The sequence below is a fragment of the Paenibacillus sp. J22P59 genome, assembly GCF_059383895.1.
In genome coordinates this window covers 144,775-164,757 of sequence record NZ_JBXENX010000011.1, presented here as the reverse complement: position 1 = coordinate 164,757, position 19,983 = coordinate 144,775, and the positions used below count along the sequence as shown (strand labels likewise).

Genomic DNA, 19,983 nt, shown 5'->3' with positions numbered 1-19,983 from the left:
CCTCTTTTGATTTTTGTTTCAACTTATATCAGCAGTTCTATTTAATCGGATTCAGCCTTTAATCCGTCTCTTTTCCACTAAGAGGGTATGAGCAAACGCTACCCCAATATGACAAACTGGGCAAAAGAAAAGCAGATAAATTACACATTACATGTACTCCCTGTCGTTTTTCACTCCATGTTCAGACATGATTAGCCAAACGATTAAAGTCAATACAGCCTTAGTACCTGTTTATTTTTTTTAATACACTATTTAGGTATTTATTATCATTATTAATATTTTTAACAAAAAATAGTTGATATCTATTCAAAGCGCATTGTATGATGTGTGCATGGAATAAATAACAAATTTTGGGGAGGATGAAGGTGAATATTAATTTATCAATATCTATTTTTTTATCAACTATATTATTATATTCGTCTATAACTAAAATCATTTCTTACAAAGATTTCAAAAAAACAATCGAGAAATTACGCTTCCCATTATACTCGACCTGGCTAGTTATAGCAGCTGAAATTATTATTGCAGCATTACTATTGGCAGACCCCACTCGAAGGTTTGGTGAAATAGGATCTCTGCTCTTATTTCTCTGCTTTTGCTTCGTAGCTGCCTACTCCATTCATAAGAAGCTGGACGTGCCGTGCAATTGCTTCGGCAAAGCAAGCGAAGAAAAACTCGGTTGGGGCACCATAGCGAAAGCAACTCCTTTCTTTCTTTTATCCCTTGCAGGAGTAACGAGAGATGAATCTACCTCCCTTCTCTCTACAGACATAACTGACTTGATTGGGGGATTCGGACTTTCCCTTGGACTAATTATGATTTACCTTTTATTCAAGAATAAAAATTTATTCAAGGGAGATGCCAATTCATGAGCCTATTTCAAATTTCTTATCTTTTTTTATGGTTGATTGTCGTTATACAAACCTACTTGCTTATTCAATTAGGTAGAACTAAGCGGGCACAGCCTATCAAAATAACAGAATTATCACACCAGCATACTCTCATAGAGGAAGATCACGGCATTCCTCGGGGAGAGGTATTCCCGCAATTGCAGTTTAAATCGGTAAACAAAGGATCAATTAATCTCAAAAGAATTCCAGCCAGTGGAGGATTTTTAATAGCGCTTACTTCTCTTGGATGTAGCCAGTGCAAAGCCATCTATCCCCTTCTAGAAAAGTACAATAAAAATTTTCTAAGCCTACAAATTGTTTTATTGAGCGAAGGAAAAGAAGAGGATGTCCTACAAAATATGATTACTCATCATCTGACTATGCCTGTCGTTCCTATATCAAATTTACTTGACTTTCAAACATCATTTGCTCCCTTCTTCTATTACCTCTCTCCTCAAGGGGAGATCATTGCCAAGAGCGTTGTCTTAGAAGAAGAACAACTGGTGTTATTGCTTAACAAAGGAAATTTTCTTCAAGCGTCTTGATAATAGACTCTAGTAATCCATATGAGATAGTAAAGGCTATTGCCTTTCACTATAAATAATTTGCATGAAAGGAGGTGAATCTTATGTGTCAACTATCTACTTACTGTCATAAATGTGTGGGGGCAGGATATTCAGGAATTCATACTTATCATTGCGGCGGCGGAACGAGTCACAGTGAGGATAAGCCATGTGGGCAATGCTAATTTATAGAAGTAGGTGATTATGCTGTACACCACTTCTATCAACACAAGAAGCGCTCTTATAAGATAAGCAACATTATACTTTTGCAACAAAGGAGGTGAAAGATATGTGTCAACTGATTACTTATTGCAATAGATGTGCAGGATCAGAACCGAAATATTCTGGAACTCACGTCTATGAATGCGGAGGAGGTTTGTCTCACTCTGTGCCTATGTCATGTGGTGATTGCTAATCTAGCCTTACAAAGTGAAGAGCGAATTCCGCTCTTCACTTATATTTATGAAGGTGCAGGTGAATATGGTGCGCACAATTCCTTTCAACAGCAAGAAGCCCTCTTTTAATGATAAGAAACACGTAGTAATTGATGTGTTCCGACGATTCTTGCCTATTATGTTCAAGGTAATACCAGGATCGACACTACTTCTGATTTTAATCAAAGCAATTTCCTCTCTCGTACCTCTCGTTCAAATTTATATTATCAAAGAATTAGTTGACACCGTCACACAAATATTCTCAGGTCAACAACAGCTATTAACCACTGCTTTACAACTACTAGCTTTACAAACGATCGTTGTATTAACTGAACGAATATGCTCTTACTTAGAATCTATTATTGCATTGCGGGCACAGCAAAATCTTAAATACCATTTTGAAAGAGTGTTGATGGAAAAATCATCAAAACTTCCTCTTAGCTTCTTTGACCGTGCAGACTATTATGACCAGTTAGAACGAACTACCTTTGGTCTAGATCTCAAGGGATTCAGAATATTTAATCAGTTATCAGATGCTGGACGAACTTGTATCTCTTTAATCGGCTTAATTGGAATTATACTTTCCTTTCATTGGATACTGGCGGTCGTAGTCCTTCTCATGATTGTCCCAACTATACTCGTAAATACTTATTTTGGAAGAGAAAAATTCCTTCAAATGCTACTTCAAACACCTGAACAACGAAAGACTCATTATCTACTGCAAACTATTCTAAGTCGTAACGCTGCTAAAGAAATTCGTGTGTATAATCATATTTCTTATCTGCTCTCCAAATGGAAAAAGCTTTTCTGGAAAACTTCTAACGAACGCTATGAACTAGAAAAACGAGCAGGCTCCCGAATGCTGCTGGTTCATTTATTCGAATCGCTTATGGATATTGCCGTCATCGCCGTGCTCATCTTGTTCGGTATGCGTGGATCATTAACAATTGGTCATTACGTCTCCCTGACCCAAGCTCTTGGGCAGATACAGGGCATGATTATGAGTCTTGGAACCGGTATAGCAAGTATCTACGAAGAATCTTTATTTGTGAGCGAAGTTCTAAATTATATAGATTTGGATGAAGAGAACACGAGCGATAGGATTGAGCAATTCCCTCTCCAATTAACAGATCAAATTGAAGTTGATAATCTATCATTTACTTACGCTACCCATACTTCTCCCTTGCTTAAAAATATTAGCTTTTCAATTAAACCTGGTGAAAAAATCGCAATTGTAGGGGAAAACGGTGCCGGAAAAAGTACACTGGTCAAATGTCTACTCGGGCTTTACATGCCAAATAAAGGAACCATTCGATTCGATGGAATTGATATCCGTTTCATTAATCCAAAGAGCATGCGCGACAATGTGTCAGCAGTTTTTCAGGACTTTGTAAGTTATCAAATGACCGCCCGGGAGAACATTGCTATGGGGCATGATCAAATAGGTGATAATGCTTCTGTAGAGAGGGCAGCAGACAAAGCAGGACTTAGATTAGCGAAGCTGCCCAATGGGCTTGATACGGAGCTCGGGGTCATGTTTAACAATGGCTATGAATTATCCGGTGGTCAATGGCAGAAAATTGCACTAAGCCGTGCATTTATGCGAGATGCTCAGATTGTCATTTTGGACGAGCCAACAGCCGCCTTGGACCCTAGAGCAGAAGCCGAGATTTACGACAACTTCGCCAAGCTTTACGAGGGTAAAACAAGCATTATGATTTCCCATCGCTTAAGCAGTTGTAGGCATGCCGATAAAATACTCGTCATGCACAACGGCGAAATTATTGAAGAAGGAAGACATGACGATTTATTAAGATACAACGGAGCTTATGCCGAAATGTTTAATACTCAGGCCAAACGATATACAGCTTAACCAAACTATCGTAATCTCTTCTTACCGATAGTTAAGGCATCTGCCTGCCTTTAACTATATATATGTTTCTAGAGAGGGGGACTTATAATGTGTACGGTACATGAGTTTTGTTCTTCCGACATGTGCTGGGTACTGCGTGACGAAAGAAATATTCGTGTACGTTTTCCGGTGAATTGCAATTCCGAAGTTAATTTTCCAGGCATTTGCTCTCATTAATTTATGTAGGTAGGATAAAGAGGAGAGTAACAGCACTCCCCTCTTTATCCAGTATTATTAACAAATCCCAGATGATATCATATTTCATCCTTATTTATTTAAAGGATAAACCAGCAGTAATTCCCTCTCCTCCACTAACCCCTCATACAACACATGATTATGGTCAGCTCCTACAATACATAGAATTCGTTTTCCACAATGTTTCTTGATCGCATTTTTTATTCGCTGAATCATAATCAAGTGCCGACATACCCACCTGAATAAATGGGCTTGCGGATTTATTTGTTCCAACCATTGGTACATTTCTCTCGTGACCTTATCATATTCGAGTGAATTTAACGGAATAGCACCGGCATCCCATGTGGCAAGCTGCCGTTGGAACCATTCGTTTAGCTCACCATTCAGTTGTTGCCTCTGTTCTTCCTCATAGTGGTTAAAAGGATCAAAATCCATCCAAACATCCAGCTCCACCCAATCAATCGGAATGAATTCATAATGATTTTGTATGCATAAGGGAAAAATTAGTTCCCAGTATTCGCTCGGCGGCTCTCCCCAATATCCGCGGTAACTGCTATCTCTCTTATATTGCTCCCAGCTCTCAGGCAGCACTTCCCCACAAATAACATCAGGTTCGAATTCTATAATTAACTCTTCTATCAGCTCCAGCGGCAAATGATACTTTCTCCTAAGCTCTGGATCATGTGTTACACCAAGAATACCTAGCGTAGTGGTCACGATAGCGTCTCCCATCTCGCCCACAGCTCCCGTGGATTCAATTCATAAACTTCACTTTCACGGAACATGAATTGATGCATAATAAATTCTCTTCTTATCGTTGCAAAATCCTCATGGAAGTTTTTGATGAAGGCGTTAATTTCCTTCTCATTATATTTGCGCCCTTTGTCCAACTGAGACACCAGATGCTCCAGCACAATGAGCTTCTTTTTAAGCTGAGCAGGAATGCTCTTCAGCTTCCCTTCAGGCGTGAAGAAGTTTCGAATGGCAGCATCCTTTAACCGTTTATGTTCATCACCCATAACGTCCGTCACCTCTTGGAAATCCACTTTACGGTAGATCAGATTTTCTGTTGCTGAGGCGTTGCTCTTGATGAAGTAATGATTTAATGAAAAAAAGATCGTGTTCTTATCCCGTCGCTCATTAATCAGACTAGCTGCTCGGAGCTTCGCAGCATGGTGCGTGACGGTTGCCGGGGTAACACATAGCTTTTCTGCCAACACTTGCCCATTAAGCTCTCCATCCGCAAGCAGAATTAATATCTTTATTCTCGTAGCATCTGCAAGGGCCTTGTGATAAGCGACTACCTTCTCTAATTGCATCGACGATGTATTTCCCCCTATCTAATTTAATTATTATCTAATTTAATAAATGTTAAAATAGATGTTACAACTCCTTTCATTTACTGTCAATATTTTCTTGCTACTCCTACCTTACTGGCAACATACGGGATCAGAGTGATTGGGCGAGTACGTCCATATCCTATTAAAGTACAACGTACAGGAAGCTAGTTAACCAACCATTCCCATACTGCACTGTACACGGTACCTCACTTTTATATGAGTCTATCTTCATCCGTACTACCTAGTTTCCATTACTAAAGATCATTCTATGAGGCTAACCTCATCGCTCAGGAGCCCGGCCTCCTGAGATGTAAGGCTAGCCTCATACCTCCCGCTACTTTCAATAAATCGCACATATTCTATGTGGTTTCCCTCATTCATTAGCGAAATCACCTCACTGCAGGACCTTGCTCAAACGCTTTTGTGCCTCAAACGCTAAATCAAATCACTAATTAACACGGTACGCTTTTCGAATCCTCAAAGAAAATAGTCTTTTCAAAAACAAAAAAACGACCCTCCCTTCGCATGGAATGGAGAGTCATCTTTCTTATACCTATTCACAGATACCTAATTGCAAACGCGGACGAATGCTTCTTCTAATCTCTCTTATATCGTCCATTGATCATGGATAATGCCAACGAGGGCTTGATCTTCTCCTATTTTCTCAAAGACAAGACGCAAGCTGCGCCAATCCATGCCTTTGACCTCCGGATCAGTTTCTTCGATGTAATATTCCACAAAATTATGGTTAGCCTTCGGGTATACATCATTTAAATTATTGATGGTGTTGCCTTTCCCGAGCTGTTCATTCAATGAGATCTCAGCATCCTTAAAAAAATCGGCGTCATAGACGAAGCGTTTATGATACTCCGAATACTTCAGCTTGATTAATTCACCCGATCCATCCATAGTTCCCCACTCACGAACCTCAGATTCATCCATTAGCCCCTTGAGCTCTTGCCTGGAGAACACAAGATCCTTCTTTGTATCAACATAGGCATAGGGAGAAAAGCGAATTCCCTTATCCGGATGTGCCCACGCAGCGAGCGTTCTCATATTCCCATCCTTAAGTGCCCTCATAACGGTAGTCGCAGCTTCCAGCACGGTTGGCGGAGTTCCCTCTACGGGTTGCTCCTCATTGGGATTCTCCTCATACGGCTGCTCTTCTTGTGATTGGCCTTCTGTTGGTTGTGGTGATTCAGACGCCTCCTTATTTGTCCCATTACAGGCAGCAAGAACAAGTAATGAAGCCAGTACAATTAGCCACCCCACATATTTCATCCTATGCATAGCACTCTCCCTTTCTATTGCGATTTTTCTAATTCAATTGTTTACGCAGATTAATAGTATTACGGATAAGTTCTTTTATTCCCAAGAAAATGACAACTCATCCCCCATTATTTACCCTTCTTCCCATCTAACAAAACCAGAACAACGGGAAGACCCATTCCTGCATATATACCAGAAATAAAAAACGCAATAAAAAACCTCCCTTTAGGTGGGAGGCGTCATTCTCAAAGTGTCATAGATTGCCCATATCTGGCTAGAAACTCTTCCTTTTCCTTATAGTCCGGCATAATGCTTCCGACGCGCCTCCAAAAAGAGCGGTCATGATTCATATGATGCAGATGACACAGCTCATGAATAATGACATAGTCTATCACCTCTATTGGAGCCATAGCCAGACGGTAATTAAAGGTTAGTTTTTTATCCGAGCTGCAGCTTCCCCATTTGGTCCGAGACTCGACGATTTCAATGGATTTTGGCTTAACTCTCAACTGTGTTTGATAGGGAACGATTCGTTCTCCGATTATTTTCTTGCAGCTTGCGAAGTAGAACTTTTTGAGATTTCGTTTCAGTTCATCTTCATTTAAATCTCCAATGTCAATTAACTGATGCAGATAATGCTCTTTCCCCAGATGCAGAAACTTTCCTTCATCCTGATATTCCCTTGCCGTAGGAAGCTCCCGAGCTTTAGCAACTTTTCGTAATTGCTCTAGAATCCATATGCTGTGACGTTCCACCATACTTATAATGATCTCATCACTTGTGCCGTTGGGCACTTTGGCTGTCACAAGTCCATTCGAGTCTATATGAAGGGAAATCTTCTTCCTGTTCCCATATTGAACATTCAGCTCTATACTTTCATTTTCCATTGTAATCTTCATAATCATCATCGTTTCTATAAGGGTTTTATACCATCATACCTTATTTCACCCAACCAGACATCTCCTACCTTTACATGAAGGAGTGTATCCACACCATTGCCTAACTCAACAGACTCTAGATGATAAGCTTTGGCTTTTATCGTTTCCATTTCTTTTTCTGTCCCCAATCCTAATTCGATATCCTCCTGCAGTTGAGAGAGCCAATAGTAATCAGAGTCCTTATAAAGTCCCCATTCAAACTGCTCCAGAGCATCTGCATTTCCGAAAATTTGTGTAGGAAAGGCTTTATTTTCATTGTTTTTATCAAATGTTTGATCATAGAAATGTATGCATTCACGAAAAGCAACAACGATTTGGGATTGAATAAAATTGGGATGATAAAGCCAAATTTTAAGATAAAATGGTTCATCCAAATGCTTCAGCGTTCGATGCCAGCTATGATAAACCTCAACCATCGCCGCAAGCAGAAGTCTAAAAAACCACACAGGAGGGTTACGTCTGGTGAGCCTATAGAATGGATCAATCGATAACTTCACATAATCTCTTTGGTGAACCTTCAATTGTTCCATATTCAATTCAATATAGCGTAATTTCCATTGTTCGATCTGTTTGATTCGACGCTTCCAGCCGCGAATCTTCTTCTTATTAGATAGTGGGTTCCCCATAGGCTACTCCTTTTTTATTAACTGCTCGAACTACACGGAGAATAAGATTTCATGGTCCACTCGCGAAAAGTTTTAAACGCTCAACTAAATTGATTGTAGATAGTTGTTCTGTCTACTCTGTATCGTCCCAAGAGGTTCATTAAGCCAAATGCGCAAGAATATTAACAAGCTTCCCGAATGGATCACGGACGTAGAAGCGCCGAACGCCCCATGGTTCATCTACTGGCCCATATTCGATGCGAAATCCAGCTCTCTCCATACGCTCGAATGCCGTATCCACATCATCCACTTCAATGGATAAATCAGGAGTCGAAGTACCTGAACCACCCTCCGAAGCAAAACTGATCTGAACACTCATCTCCGCTTGCGAGCCATAGGTTGCGATCCAGCCATGGTCCATCAATAACTCCAGACCCAATACATCTTGATAAAAGCTTTTCGCTGCCACTATATCTTGCGCAGCTATATTTGTAACGATGCGCTTGACCTTCATGATTAACCTCCTTGCACTGAAATGCTATAATCTCCGATATCCAATCTATTGTTCCTCAGGATTATAGTTGATAATTCTTTATCGTCCACTCATTTCTTTTATATACAAGCCAACATTCTGACCTTGCTCTTGCCTTATATCTGTCCATATTGTTATACACATCGTCGGGGTCCTTGATCCTTCCGATTACGTAAAAAGGAATCTCCACGCTATTCCTCGATTTAATCATCCGATACAGATCCATTAGCAAGCCATCACTGGCGAATGAAGCAAGCTGCTCGCTTATTTCCACGCTTAATGGCGGCACTTTCTTCTTATATGGCATCAATCGGTTAGGAATGAACTGTGTTAACAAATCAATATAATCATTCTGATCCTTATAGTAAACCTTGTTGTACCACCCATCATCATGCGCCAAATAGACAAACCTGTTACAGAGCTTATCTGAAAATGGACTGCCTAGCGGCTCCTTATAGTGACCCAAATACAATAACTCTGCTTTATCTTGCGATGTGAGATGATCAAGAGAGGTAATATCACCGAAGTCCATCCAACAAAAATCACCGTATCCATATACATCTTCATTATAAAGATCATTCAAATGCTCTTTTCTTACGAACTCTAACCTTAGCCCAGAATGAAAGTCTTCTCCGGCGTACCCCGATTCTAGCAGTAAAATATTATTGGGCTTAACAGTTAACGATGCAATAAAATCTTTAAATTCAATACCCATTGCTATTACCGCATGTTCCTCTTGGTTATGAATCATGTAAAGCACATCTTTTGTTTTCATTCGCAATCCTCTCGTATTCCACTCGAACTAACTGCTGCAGCCTCCGCCGCAGCTGGACCCTCCAGAATCTCCCCCTGAATCTCCTCCGCCAGCATGATGATCAGAAGAGCTGCCGCACGCAAAGCCTGAGCATGAAGAGCCCCCGTTCTGGCTTGCCGCTTTATATTCCTGAGGCAATAGATGCCCCATCTGCTCTTGGTACTGCTCGTTCTCATAGATAGAATAAAAGACGGCTGCCCCAAGTGCATAATTATACATTTTGGCATTCGAAGACGGACGTACATTTTGGGATATGCTCCCTTTCTTCCTCTGATCAGCTTCATTAATTTCAATTTTCATTTTAAGAATTAAGTAGCTTTTTACTTCATGCCAATCCTTATCATTCTTGAAATATTTAATAAGCAGCTCTTTCTCCGACATCTTCCTGAAATCATTAATGATTTTTTTGGACATAGGATGTTGTAAAAAGCCTCCCCAAATCACTCTGCTGTTCGGCGTTGCTTCGAATAGGCTTAAATAAATCCAATCGAAGAACGCTCTCTCATCAGGAATTGGCTTACGATCCATATTAGGAGTGTGGTGCAGCAGCTCTTGATAGAACCCTTTCGAGAATTGCTCATATTCCCTTGTAAACATCAGCATCTGATGCCAAATATCATCAGCCCTTGCACTGAACATCGGTACCGATTTCAACAGAGCGTTCATAACGAAATACCGTTTCAGCTCAAAAAATGCCCACTCAAATTCATGACTCGCCCATTTAGGATGCTCCAATAATACTCGTTCCCTCACCTGCTCTGCATAGGAGCTTGATAAAGCCTTATTCAAGCCTTCGACGATCGGGAGCCCTTCCTCAATTTGAATGCCTAACTGGCTCGGCAATACATCATTCTTCAAGGGCTTATTATTATATTTTTTTGATGATCCGCTGCCTTTAAACCACCCAATCACTGTCTTTAACATTCGCATTCTCCTTTTTGCCCATTACTTCTTCTTTCTTGCTTTCAACTCCGCTTGCGCTATATTCTCAGCCACTCTGAATCGTACCATTCTGCTTATTAATTCATAAGGCAGAGGCTTGTCGATAGGAAATTGCACAGAGCCTTTGGCTCCTTTATAACCCAACAACTCTTGTTTGAAGGCATGGATTCCGCTTGGCGCCGGGTAGAAGCCTATATGGTTTTTGTATGCAGCGAAATGCACCAAATTGCCATGCAAAGCGAACGTGGGCATTTGATAGCTAATTCTTTCCTTAGCATCAGGCGCAGCCTCTTTTATAACTTCTCTTAATTTCTCTAGCAGCTCCTGAACCTCCGGAGAGAATCTCGAAATATATTCATCAATTGAACTAGGGGGCGTTTGGTTTATTTCCATAATGTCTCCTCTCTAACTCCTGAGCATGAATATCTCTTACACTAATTTCGACTATATCCGATATTTCCCTGCTCCTCTAGCATACTCAATATCATCATTAGGTATAATTAAGCATCCTCACTAAATTAAGGAACAGCTAAAAACCTGTACAAAAAAAGTTGCACAGGCTTTCAGGTCTTTTTATTCGATAAAGCATTACTTTATTGTATTAACCATTGACCAATAATTCTTTGAGCTGCTTAATTTGCTTTCTTTCTCCGGCGATTACAAGCGTCATGTCCGCTAATAGAATATCCTCTGGACCCGGGTTAATCTTTTGCTTATGCTTTTCCACAACAGCAAGGATCGTGGCTCCCGTTTTCTGACGAACCTGCAATTCCGCAATAGACTTATTCACACATTTATAATGGGATTCCACTTTACACCATTCAATAACCAATTCATCAAGGCTGACTTCAATTGTTTCCAATGCTTTTGGCTTATATTGCATGCCACCAATGATCGCAGCGACCTGCCTAGCCTCTTCATCCTCCAAGCTAACCATTGAAATACTCTCGTCCTGATCATCGTCTTCAAAGTGAAAAAGCTCTCTCCTGCCGTCATCATGAATTACGATAACCATCTTGTCGCCTGACTTTGCATCCACCTGATATTTTCTGCCGATACCGGGTAAATCTGATTCTCTAATCGTCCCCATTGCTCCATTACCTCCGCTTCAAAGTTTCACTTCGCTTCAACTTTTTCTTTTGCTGTAGTCCATTTGAATATTCTATTAAGGCCCTTATAAATATGTTTTGATTCTTTCGCTAGCATCGGTCCTACTATCGCCAATATTAAGACATAGAGAGCAGAGAATGAAGTAAGCTGCGGCATCAGTCCTGCGGCGATACCCAGGTTTGCTACGATAATTGTGAATTCACCGCGCGCCATAATGGTAAGTCCTATATTTAAGGATGCTTTATGGGAAAGCTTCGCTTGGCGACCCGCAATCATTCCCGATACAACGTTAGCGAGAATAGTCAGTGCAACCGCCCCGACAGCGACCCATGCAGAGCTTCCCAGTGTTAGCGGATTAATACTTAGCCCGAAGCTAAAGAAGAAGATGGCTCCGAAGAAATCCCGGAATGGGACAACGAGATGCTCAATTCTTTTACTATGCTCCGTTTCAGATAATGCAAGACCGAACAGCAGTGCTCCTATCGCTTCTGCTACGTGAAGTTTTTCCGAGAAGCCTGCGATGAAGAACAGAGCGGAGAACACAACAATAATGAATATTTCATTTGAACTAATATTTAATAGCTTGTTTAAAATTTTGGGTCCTTTTCTCGCAATAACAAAGAACAGCAGCATATATCCAATCGAGATCGCGATCGAAATCAGCATTCCACCGATCGACGTCGCGCCTCCGAGCAGCACGCCTGACATGACTGACAAGAATACAGCAAGGAAAATATCATCGAATAGAATCATGCCCAAGATCAATTCTGTCTCAGAGTTACCCGTGCGCCTTAACTCCACGAGCGTCTTCGCAACAATCGCAGTCGAGGATACGGATAGCATACCCGCTATAATCAAGGTCTCATACAGTGGGAAATTAGTTGCAAAACCGTATGCTAACCCGATTACAAAATTCATTACTACATAAACGGTTCCACCAAATACAATGTTGCGGCCTGATTTGACCAATTTTGATACGGAAAATTCCAGCCCTAGGTAGAATAACAGAAAAAGCACTCCAATTCGACCTAAAAATGAAATAATCTCTTGACTGTGTATGAACTTGAGGTCAAATATCCCAATCGTTGGCGCATGTGGTCCAACGAGCATCCCTAGAATAATTAAGAATGGAATAATGGATATTTTTAATTTTCCAGCAAGTAACGAAGCAATTGCGACTAACAGTAGAGCGGTTCCAACTTCAAATATCATGTGTTCCATACAACGTCTATCCCTCCCTGTTTAATTAGTTCCTCCTCTACATTTCTTAACAAATATAAAGGGGTTTCAAAAAAACGATAAGATACTCTTATATTATATATGATTATGCATAAAAAACCAACGAAATGCTGAAATATTCAGTTTTTTTATTGTTTCACACTTTTTTCCTCCTTAATTTAGGGGAGAACACAGACGAAAGGCAGCATACTCCTCACAGAGCGTGCTGCCTTTCGTCTAATAAACTATCTTTCAAGCGTTATGGTGCCACAACCTCGTATTCATCTACTTCGAAGGTAAGTATTTTGCTGAACAGTACATATTCCGTTCTCGATTTAAATGGTCCGATGTTCCAAGTCTTTACAAATTTATATTTCTCGGAGCCAGTACCTGATGCTTTCAAGTCGTACCACGCAATGAAAGCATTAATGTCCGACATTGGCAAATCGTACTCCTTCTCCAGACCATTGATCATTGTAATCGTTAGAATACCGCGGCCCAAGTCAGGCTCAACTGGTGTAGCTATAACCGTGTTATCCTGCAATGATTCATTGCCAGCTGTATCAACCGCCGTCACTCTGAAAGAATATGGCGTGCCGTTCGTTAGTCCCGTCGCCTTATATGTCGTAGTTGCGGCAGGGAGCTGTGTTACATAAACGTTGTCTTTATAAATTTTATAGATTAATACATCCGGTTCAACATTGGCCGTCCAGTTAAGCACAACTTCACCATTCCCCACTGTTGCCAGTAATGGAGCAGGGCTGGCAGGAGGGATGATATCCGGTGTTACTACTCCGAATACATCAAATTCGCGGACTGTGATATTACCAGAGGTACGAATATTTTTGAAAGATACTTTTGCTACATTACTCACTTCTGTTGGAAGATTAATCGTGATCTTCTGATCTCCAGTGCTCCAAGTATAGTTGTAAGTATAGATAATGCTATCCGATTGATCATAAAAATTAATTTCCATATGGTCGTTTGCCAGCAGCTCAATACTGCTTATGGTAACGGCCTGTTCAAATTTGTACCAACCCATCTTACGCAGATTAGAATCTAATGTATAGGTGGTATTCTCATTGCCATCCGTCCACTGAGTCACACTATAATTCGACTGAGTGATATTGGGTCCTCCGTTAATCGTTTTGCCATGAAGCAGTCCTCCTGGATAAGCGCTAACCATATCACCAGGCTTAATCACTGTCAGTACAAAGGATAGCATTAAAAATAATACTACTAGTTTCTTCATTACTTAACCCCCTATTATTGTTAGTATTCACAACTCAACATTTCAAACCATTAACTCCCTTACATTTAGTTTCATCTAATTATAATCATTTATAGATAAAAATAGCAGTCTGTTAATTCTTGCTACTAAATTGTAAAATTGAGATTTAAGAGGGCTGTTTAAAAAGCCATTTTGATGATAAAGATGAGGGGGGCTAGTAGATTGGTACATTTAATGCAAGGCGATATGAATGATCTTATGCTTCCAATTCCGGGTGGAGAAATACAATTAAGGGATGATCGTACAAAAAGGGTGTGGAAGGAGGAAATAAAACCATTCCTTCTTGCCCAATATCCTGTAACCATGGAACTGTATGATGCGATTACGAGGAAATCACCCCGTTCTATGGACAGCAATCACAAACCAGTTGTTAATATTTCATGGAATGAAGCCATTTACCTATGCAATCTTCTTTCCCAGAGGGCCGGATTGAAGGAATGTTATTCTATAAACAATCATCAGGATGAAATCAGTTGCGATTGGGAAGCAGACGGTTATCGCCTTCCATCAGAAGCAGAGTGGCAGTATGCATGTAAAGCAGGCACTACAGGTTATCGCTACGGGGATATAGATAAAATCGCTTGGTATAATGAAAATTCAGCAGGTGAAATTCATGAAGTAGGAAAAAAAGAAGCAAATGCATGGGGTCTGCACGATATGCTGGGGAATGTCTGGGAATGGTGCTGGGATCTATATGATGAGAGGGTATATGGTTCCTACCGGATTTTTCGTGGTGGCAGCTGGGCTGAGGAGGAAAGAGGCTGCGGAGCCTCATGCCGTCGCCGCAGTCACCCCTCATTTTGCATTGATGATCTTGGATTCCGCCTTGCCCGAAGTGTGACCTCCTATTAGCTAGCCGCTGCTCGGCAGAATATTCGTATTCACTAGCGATTCTTGGCTGGAGCTCACATTCCGTGCTTCTCGTAAGAATAATAATCCTATTAATAAGGATACAACGCCAATAATAATCAGCAGCGCCCCGAGTTCCTGACTGTAGGCTGACAGCTCGCCATCTCGGAAGCCCATTCCGCGGATGAGGCGGTTAAGCCAGTTCATAGGCAATGCCCAAGCGGAAATTTGAAAAAACGCTGGAAACGCAAGCGGCGTCAGTTGAATGCCGGTTGCAAGAAAGGACGGATACACGACAAAGTTCGTTCGTAAATTAACCTTCGACAGGTCTTTGGCCGAGTAGCCGATCAACAGGCCCATAAGCGACAAGACATAGGCATAAACAAGCAACGGAAGAATAAAAAGATAAGGCTCCGCTTCAAACCGCATTCCCCCGACCTGCTTTAATAAGCCATAGCAAATGAGCAGCGAAAGGGAGGTCAAGACCGCATAAGGTATAATCCGAACCCACAGCTGCAGCGGCGAGCTTCCGTTTGCAAAGAGCTTTCCTTCCTTACGCAACCTAGGGGCAATCGCGCCCGCTGCGCTTGTTGTGATCATCAGAACGACAATATTCACGAATCCTAGCACCATAAAGCCTACATAGCTTGTGGTCGGATTAAACAGCATACGCTGCTGAAGGGATAATGGAGAAACAAGCCCTTTAGAGGCCTCAGCATCCATCCCTTTCTGAGCCAAGCGGGTCATAGAAAGGTTCATATTTTCCGTTAGAATAATTTCCTGAATCGCGGTTCGGATGCCGGTTAGCCCAGAGGGCATCGTATTATCCATTAAAATGCCAATATTCGTCGATATCCCCTGCTGCTGGAGCAGCTCCAACTGCTTGGGCAGCATAATGACGGCTACAGCTTGTTCATTCGCCAGCAATCGTTCTGGGTTCATGCGGCTGGCATATACGTTGGTAACGTTCATGTAAGGGGAAGCATCTAGTTTAGAGATCAGCTGCCGTGAATATGAGCTATGATCCTCATCAATGACAACAACAGGCGATTCGCTGATCTGATTCTGCGAGAACATTAGACCAAAAAATAGAGCTGCGATAAGCGGGCCAATAAAGATCAGGCGAGAATATTTGCTGCCCGCTACATACTTCCACTCGTCAATCAGTGAGTTCATCGAGCTTCACCTCCGCTGTCATACCCGGAAGCAAGTCAGCATTCGAATCCATAGCTATTCGAACAAGGAACATGCTTAGATCTGCCTGCCCTTTTTCACGTGACATGCGCAAGCTTGCGAATTGAGGGGCGACTGAGATTGAAGCAACAACACCTGTAACCTGGGCAGGCTCATTCAAATATGGAAAATGAACGCCGATGCTTTGATTAATCTCCAGCTTTTGAATTTCACTTTCCTGTATGTAGAGGTCTGCATAATAGTTGTTTTTCTGCAAAATCGCCATCGGCGCTCCTTGTTTTACTTGATCCCCTGGCTTTACAACAATTCGAGTGATTAATCCATCATGCGGCGCAAGTACATCCATTTCCCCTTCTTCCGCTGACTTCACTGTGAATAGCACATCTCCCTGTTTCATAGATTCGCCTACAGCCGCACCGACCTCTATAATTGCCCCTGGACTTTTCTCATAAAACAGTGTCGTTTGCTCCGCCTCAAGCACACCCTGCTTCCTGTTCTCAGCCTGGCTGACGGCATCCTTTCCTTTCACCGCAAGAAGCGAGCCTCCCACAATTAGCGCAATCGCTATCCCAATATAAAACCCTGCTTTGATCTTCATTCTTCGATCTCTCCTATTCCATTCTATTTACTTTGCAGTCTCATTTTTCTTACTGCGTTCTCCGCAGCCTCCATAATGACTTCCCCTAATGTAGGGTGAGGGTGGATTGTCAGAGCCAAATCCTCTACGGTAGCTCCCATCTCAATCGCAAGGGCAAGCTCCGAGATAAGTGTGGATGCCTCTACCCCAACGATTTGTGCACCAAGTACGATTCCTGAGACCGGATCAGCCAGAAGCTTAACGAACCCTTCAGTTTCCCTCAATGCCAATGCTCTCCCGTTGATCGCGAAAGAGGATTTGCCAATCACAATCGGGATGACCGCTGCCTTCGCCTCCGTTTCACTTAGCCCAACGCTTGCTAACTCCGGATGAGAAAAGACAACAAGCGGAATCGCGTTGTAATCAATCTGTGAGGCATGGCCTGCAATCGCTTCTGCCGCAATCTTGGCCTCATAAGATGCCTTGTGAGCAAGCGCTGGACCAGCCGTAATATCTCCAATAGCGAAAATATGTGGAATAGCTGTTCTGCATTGTTCATCCGTAGCTATCAATCCTCTGCTCGTCACTGGCAAGCCTATGCGTTCCAGCCCTAACTGTCCGTCTGTATTTGGTTTTCTGCCGATCGTAACTAACACATATTCCGCCGTAACCTGATGCTTCTCCTCATTTGTTGCATAATGCAATGTAATGGCGTCGGCATGGTCCACTGCGTGCTCAGCTATAGCCCCGGTAATCAGGTTAATACCATCGGCTTTCAGCTGCCGGACAACAGGACCCACTAGCTCCGCCTCGAATCCAGGCAGCACTTGCTCTCCTCCTTCGAGAATGGTTACCTTTGCTCCGAATTTGGCATACATTTGCCCCAGCTCGATACCAATATATCCACCGCCTATAACGACTAGGCTGGCTGGAACCTCAAGGAGCGATAGAGCTTCTGTAGAAGACAAAATACGTCCCCCAATCGGAAATGCTGGCAGCTCAATCGGACGAGAGCCTGTTGCCAGTATGGCATGCTTGAACGAAATGGTTTGCTCCTGTCCAGCTTGATTGATAATAGCGGTATGCTCATCAACCAAACTAGCCTCTCCTTCCAAAATACTCACACCTGCAGCCTGTAATAAATGACCCACTCCTCTTGCCTGCTTACTCACAACTCCTTGCTTGAAATTCTGAGCAATCCCGAATGACGCTGCTGCATCAGCAACGTTGAACCCTCTGAACAATTGATAGCGCTGCGATTCTGCAATTAATGCTTTGGATGGGATGCAGCCAACATGCGTACAGACTCCGCCAAGCAGATTGCGCTCGACAATCGCCGTCTTCATACCAAGCTGTGAAGATCGCAGCGCCGCCACATAACCTCCCGGACCTGATCCAATGACCAACGTTTCAACGGATTCAAGCTTATTCATAGCCTGACACCTCCACTACTTTAAAATATGATGAACATAATATATTATAGTCATCATATTTTACAAACGTCAACATCCCTTTTCAGTCCTTCTAAAGCTAGCCTCTGCCGAACCACTAAATTGACAGCTCTTATTATGACGATTATAATATTTTGAAAGCAGCATCATGAAGCCGTGGAGGGATTACAATGCCTTATCCAAAAGGCCATAAAATGAAAGTACGGAATAAAATTGTGGAAAGTGCTGCCCAGGCTTTTCGCACGAATGGTATTAACGAGGTAAGTGTTCCGTTCATTATGAAGGGAGCGGGTTTGACTCATGGAGGGTTTTATTCACACTTTGACAATAAAGAACAACTGGTCGCCGAAGCCTGCCAGTATGCCATCAATGATACCATCACTCTTCTGCAGACCATTGCTGATCAAGAAAAGCAGCATCCTAGAATCCATACGGTTATTGATTATTATCTAAGTCCCTATCACCGCGACAAAACAGAGATGGGCTGCATTCTTCCTGCTCTTTCTAGTGAAATTGCTCGCTCCTCAGAAGAGATTCGACAGGTATTTACTCAGGAGCTCGAGCGGATGATTGCCTTCATCTCCACTCTGGCTGAAATTGACTCCTCCAAAGGAAGCGCATTGATCAGTACCATGGTTGGCTCGCTCGTTCTCGCACGAGCTGTTAGTGACCCTGATCTCAGCGACAGCCTGCTCTCGGCAGGCAAACAGCAGGCCAAAATGCTGCTTATGGCTTAGTTATGTGAGCCGTTCAGCTCTTATAGACATAGAAGGCCCAACCTTTTGGATACGAATTCATTCAAACACAAAGGGACTTTCCCAAAAGGTAGGCTCCCAAGCTAGAGATGGAATGTCATGTACAATTTAATGAATACATTTGCTCTATCTCACTACTCAGACAGGTAAAAAGGGCCAACAGTGAAGTTATGTTCACTAGTGGAGCAGATCGGTTTCCGACTACTGAATCTAGCTGACGTTATCTCCGATATGCCCCCAGATCAATCCCACTTTTACGAAAAATGCTTCATAAAATAGGGTAAGCTCTTCCTATGCGCTATCTGTAGCGTAAGGGAGAGAGCTCCTAGAATTTTAGGAGCTCCTACCTTTAAAATACCTGTGAAAGAAAGAGGCTGTCCCAAAAATCATCTTCATGATTTTTGGGACAGCCTCTTTCTTGTTTCTTACAGCTAATTTTGCATAAATACCATTGGAGTTCCCTTTAGACCTACAACAATGTAATCGTCTATAGCTCTCTCAAAGCTTTCTTCATCGTCTCACCAGAATACGCTAAAGGTAGCTTCAGCATAACATACTCATTTAAAAGTCGATTAACATTATTAAGTTTAGGATCACCGATACTTGCCATATTGGCTCCCATCTCATAGTGGGCGACCATAATCATTTCATTAATTTGACTAATGATACTTCTCTCGCTAGTTGGCGTACATATGAATTCAACACAATTTCGGAAATACTTATCAACCATCGCTTGTTTCATTCCATCCGCAAGCAGATTCTCAGCAATTTACTCGCGAATCAGCTCATCGAACCGTTTGAAATCAGCTTTCACCAATCCGTACATCACGAAATTGTATCTAGTTTCGTTATTCATTATCAAAGCACATTTTCGACGATTAAAAGTAAATAAATGAGCATGCCAGCAGTATAACGGGCTAGTAAGCTGCGGCTTTTCATCAGAAAAAGGAGTAATGAGCTCACCCTTCAGCTTCTTTGTACATTGAATGATTAGCATAGCAGAATACCCCCTATAGACCCATAGAATATATAACCAGCATGACGTAAAGCTGCGCAGATTTCTCTATAAAAAAGCCGGCAGCCATTGTTATGGCAACCGGCTTA

At 42.1% G+C, this 19,983-nt stretch carries 20 protein-coding genes and 1 pseudogene; 5 read left to right on the top strand and 16 right to left on the bottom strand.

The features are described 5' to 3' along the window. Window positions 1–365: 365 nt before the first annotated feature. The 3 genes from AC50YO_RS19420 to AC50YO_RS19410 all read left to right on the top strand — a co-directional run bounded on the left by AC50YO_RS19420 (window position 366) and on the right by AC50YO_RS19410 (window position 3,760). Complete coding sequence (locus AC50YO_RS19420; RefSeq protein ID WP_494849805.1) at window positions 366–872, top strand: MauE/DoxX family redox-associated membrane protein; 507 nt, start codon at window positions 366–368, stop codon at window positions 870–872. Further along, window positions 869–1,435, top strand: a complete 567-nt coding sequence (locus AC50YO_RS19415) for a TlpA family protein disulfide reductase (protein WP_494849803.1) — start codon at window positions 869–871, stop codon at window positions 1,433–1,435. The genes AC50YO_RS19420 and AC50YO_RS19415 overlap by 4 nt, the downstream gene beginning before the upstream one ends. A 480-nt stretch (window positions 1,436–1,915) precedes the next feature. Further along, entirely contained in the window at window positions 1,916–3,760 is a 1,845-nt protein-coding gene (locus AC50YO_RS19410; RefSeq protein WP_494849801.1) for an ABC transporter ATP-binding protein, read from the top strand. A gap of 306 nt (window positions 3,761–4,066) precedes the next feature. Here the strand turns inward: AC50YO_RS19410 and AC50YO_RS19405 are convergent, their stop codons facing one another. From AC50YO_RS19405 to AC50YO_RS19350, 12 genes are all read right to left on the bottom strand, one after another. Next, window positions 4,067–4,726: a hypothetical protein gene (locus tag AC50YO_RS19405; protein ID WP_494849800.1), complete on the bottom strand. Its 660-nt coding sequence runs from the start codon at window positions 4,724–4,726 to the stop codon at window positions 4,067–4,069. Next, window positions 4,708–5,313, bottom strand: a complete 606-nt coding sequence (locus AC50YO_RS19400) for a DUF2087 domain-containing protein (RefSeq protein WP_494849798.1) — start codon at window positions 5,311–5,313, stop codon at window positions 4,708–4,710. The genes AC50YO_RS19405 and AC50YO_RS19400 overlap by 19 nt, the downstream gene beginning before the upstream one ends. A 627-nt stretch (window positions 5,314–5,940) precedes the next feature. Then, on the bottom strand, window positions 5,941–6,624 hold the full coding sequence (locus AC50YO_RS19395) for a hypothetical protein (protein ID WP_494849797.1): 684 nt from the start codon (window positions 6,622–6,624) through the stop codon (window positions 5,941–5,943). Between the two features lie 224 nt (window positions 6,625–6,848). After that, on the bottom strand, window positions 6,849–7,502 hold the full coding sequence (locus AC50YO_RS19390) for a M48 family metallopeptidase (protein WP_494849795.1): 654 nt from the start codon (window positions 7,500–7,502) through the stop codon (window positions 6,849–6,851). A 14-nt stretch (window positions 7,503–7,516) separates the two neighbouring features. Then, complete coding sequence (locus AC50YO_RS19385; RefSeq protein WP_494849793.1) at window positions 7,517–8,167, bottom strand: hypothetical protein; 651 nt, start codon at window positions 8,165–8,167, stop codon at window positions 7,517–7,519. A gap of 139 nt (window positions 8,168–8,306) precedes the next feature. Further along, on the bottom strand, window positions 8,307–8,660 hold the full coding sequence (locus AC50YO_RS19380) for a VOC family protein (RefSeq protein ID WP_494849792.1): 354 nt from the start codon (window positions 8,658–8,660) through the stop codon (window positions 8,307–8,309). A 61-nt stretch (window positions 8,661–8,721) separates the two neighbouring features. Continuing rightward, the gene (locus AC50YO_RS19375; RefSeq protein ID WP_494849788.1) at window positions 8,722–9,453 is read right to left on the bottom strand and encodes a peptide ABC transporter permease; all 732 of its coding nucleotides are present in this window, start codon (window positions 9,451–9,453) and stop codon (window positions 8,722–8,724) included. Window positions 9,454–9,480: 27 nt separating this feature from the next. Next, the gene (locus AC50YO_RS19370) at window positions 9,481–10,416 is read right to left on the bottom strand and encodes a UCP032817 domain-containing protein (RefSeq protein WP_494849787.1); all 936 of its coding nucleotides are present in this window, start codon (window positions 10,414–10,416) and stop codon (window positions 9,481–9,483) included. Between the two features lie 21 nt (window positions 10,417–10,437). Continuing rightward, window positions 10,438–10,827 (bottom strand): iron chaperone, encoded by a 390-nt coding sequence (locus tag AC50YO_RS19365; protein WP_494849785.1) that lies wholly within the window; start codon window positions 10,825–10,827, stop codon window positions 10,438–10,440. Window positions 10,828–11,035: 208 nt separating this feature from the next. Continuing rightward, window positions 11,036–11,524, bottom strand: a complete 489-nt coding sequence (locus AC50YO_RS19360; protein ID WP_494849783.1) for a cation:proton antiporter regulatory subunit — start codon at window positions 11,522–11,524, stop codon at window positions 11,036–11,038. A gap of 26 nt (window positions 11,525–11,550) precedes the next feature. Next, window positions 11,551–12,765: a cation:proton antiporter gene (locus AC50YO_RS19355; protein WP_494849781.1), complete on the bottom strand. Its 1,215-nt coding sequence runs from the start codon at window positions 12,763–12,765 to the stop codon at window positions 11,551–11,553. A gap of 256 nt (window positions 12,766–13,021) precedes the next feature. Then, window positions 13,022–14,014: a fibronectin type III domain-containing protein gene (locus AC50YO_RS19350; RefSeq protein WP_494849780.1), complete on the bottom strand. Its 993-nt coding sequence runs from the start codon at window positions 14,012–14,014 to the stop codon at window positions 13,022–13,024. A gap of 237 nt (window positions 14,015–14,251) precedes the next feature. On the opposite strand from AC50YO_RS19350, the gene AC50YO_RS19345 reads away from it, so the two are divergent. After that, a complete protein-coding gene (locus AC50YO_RS19345) occupies window positions 14,252–14,905 on the top strand; it encodes a formylglycine-generating enzyme family protein (RefSeq protein WP_494849853.1) in 654 nt (217 codons plus the stop codon). Here AC50YO_RS19345 and AC50YO_RS19340 read toward each other — a convergent pair whose 3' ends face one another. The 3 genes from AC50YO_RS19340 to lpdA are packed head-to-tail and all read right to left on the bottom strand — an operon-like array spanning window position 14,906 to window position 18,106. After that, window positions 14,906–16,078, bottom strand: coding sequence for an ABC transporter permease (locus AC50YO_RS19340; protein ID WP_494849778.1), 1,173 nt, complete (start codon window positions 16,076–16,078; stop codon window positions 14,906–14,908). Continuing rightward, window positions 16,062–16,694, bottom strand: coding sequence for a biotin/lipoyl-containing protein (locus AC50YO_RS19335; protein WP_494849777.1), 633 nt, complete (start codon window positions 16,692–16,694; stop codon window positions 16,062–16,064). The genes AC50YO_RS19340 and AC50YO_RS19335 overlap by 17 nt, the downstream gene beginning before the upstream one ends. 23 nt (window positions 16,695–16,717) lie before the next feature. After that, entirely contained in the window at window positions 16,718–18,106 is a 1,389-nt protein-coding gene (gene lpdA, locus AC50YO_RS19330; RefSeq protein ID WP_494849776.1) for a dihydrolipoyl dehydrogenase, read from the bottom strand. A gap of 188 nt (window positions 18,107–18,294) precedes the next feature. Here lpdA and AC50YO_RS19325 point away from each other — a divergent pair, with 188 nt between their 5' ends. Further along, entirely contained in the window at window positions 18,295–18,861 is a 567-nt protein-coding gene (locus AC50YO_RS19325) for a TetR/AcrR family transcriptional regulator (protein ID WP_494849775.1), read from the top strand. A 505-nt stretch (window positions 18,862–19,366) separates the two neighbouring features. Here the strand turns inward: AC50YO_RS19325 and AC50YO_RS19320 are convergent. Beyond that, window positions 19,367–19,876: pseudogene (locus AC50YO_RS19320) on the bottom strand (DUF6933 domain-containing protein). Window positions 19,877–19,983 lie beyond the last annotated feature (107 nt).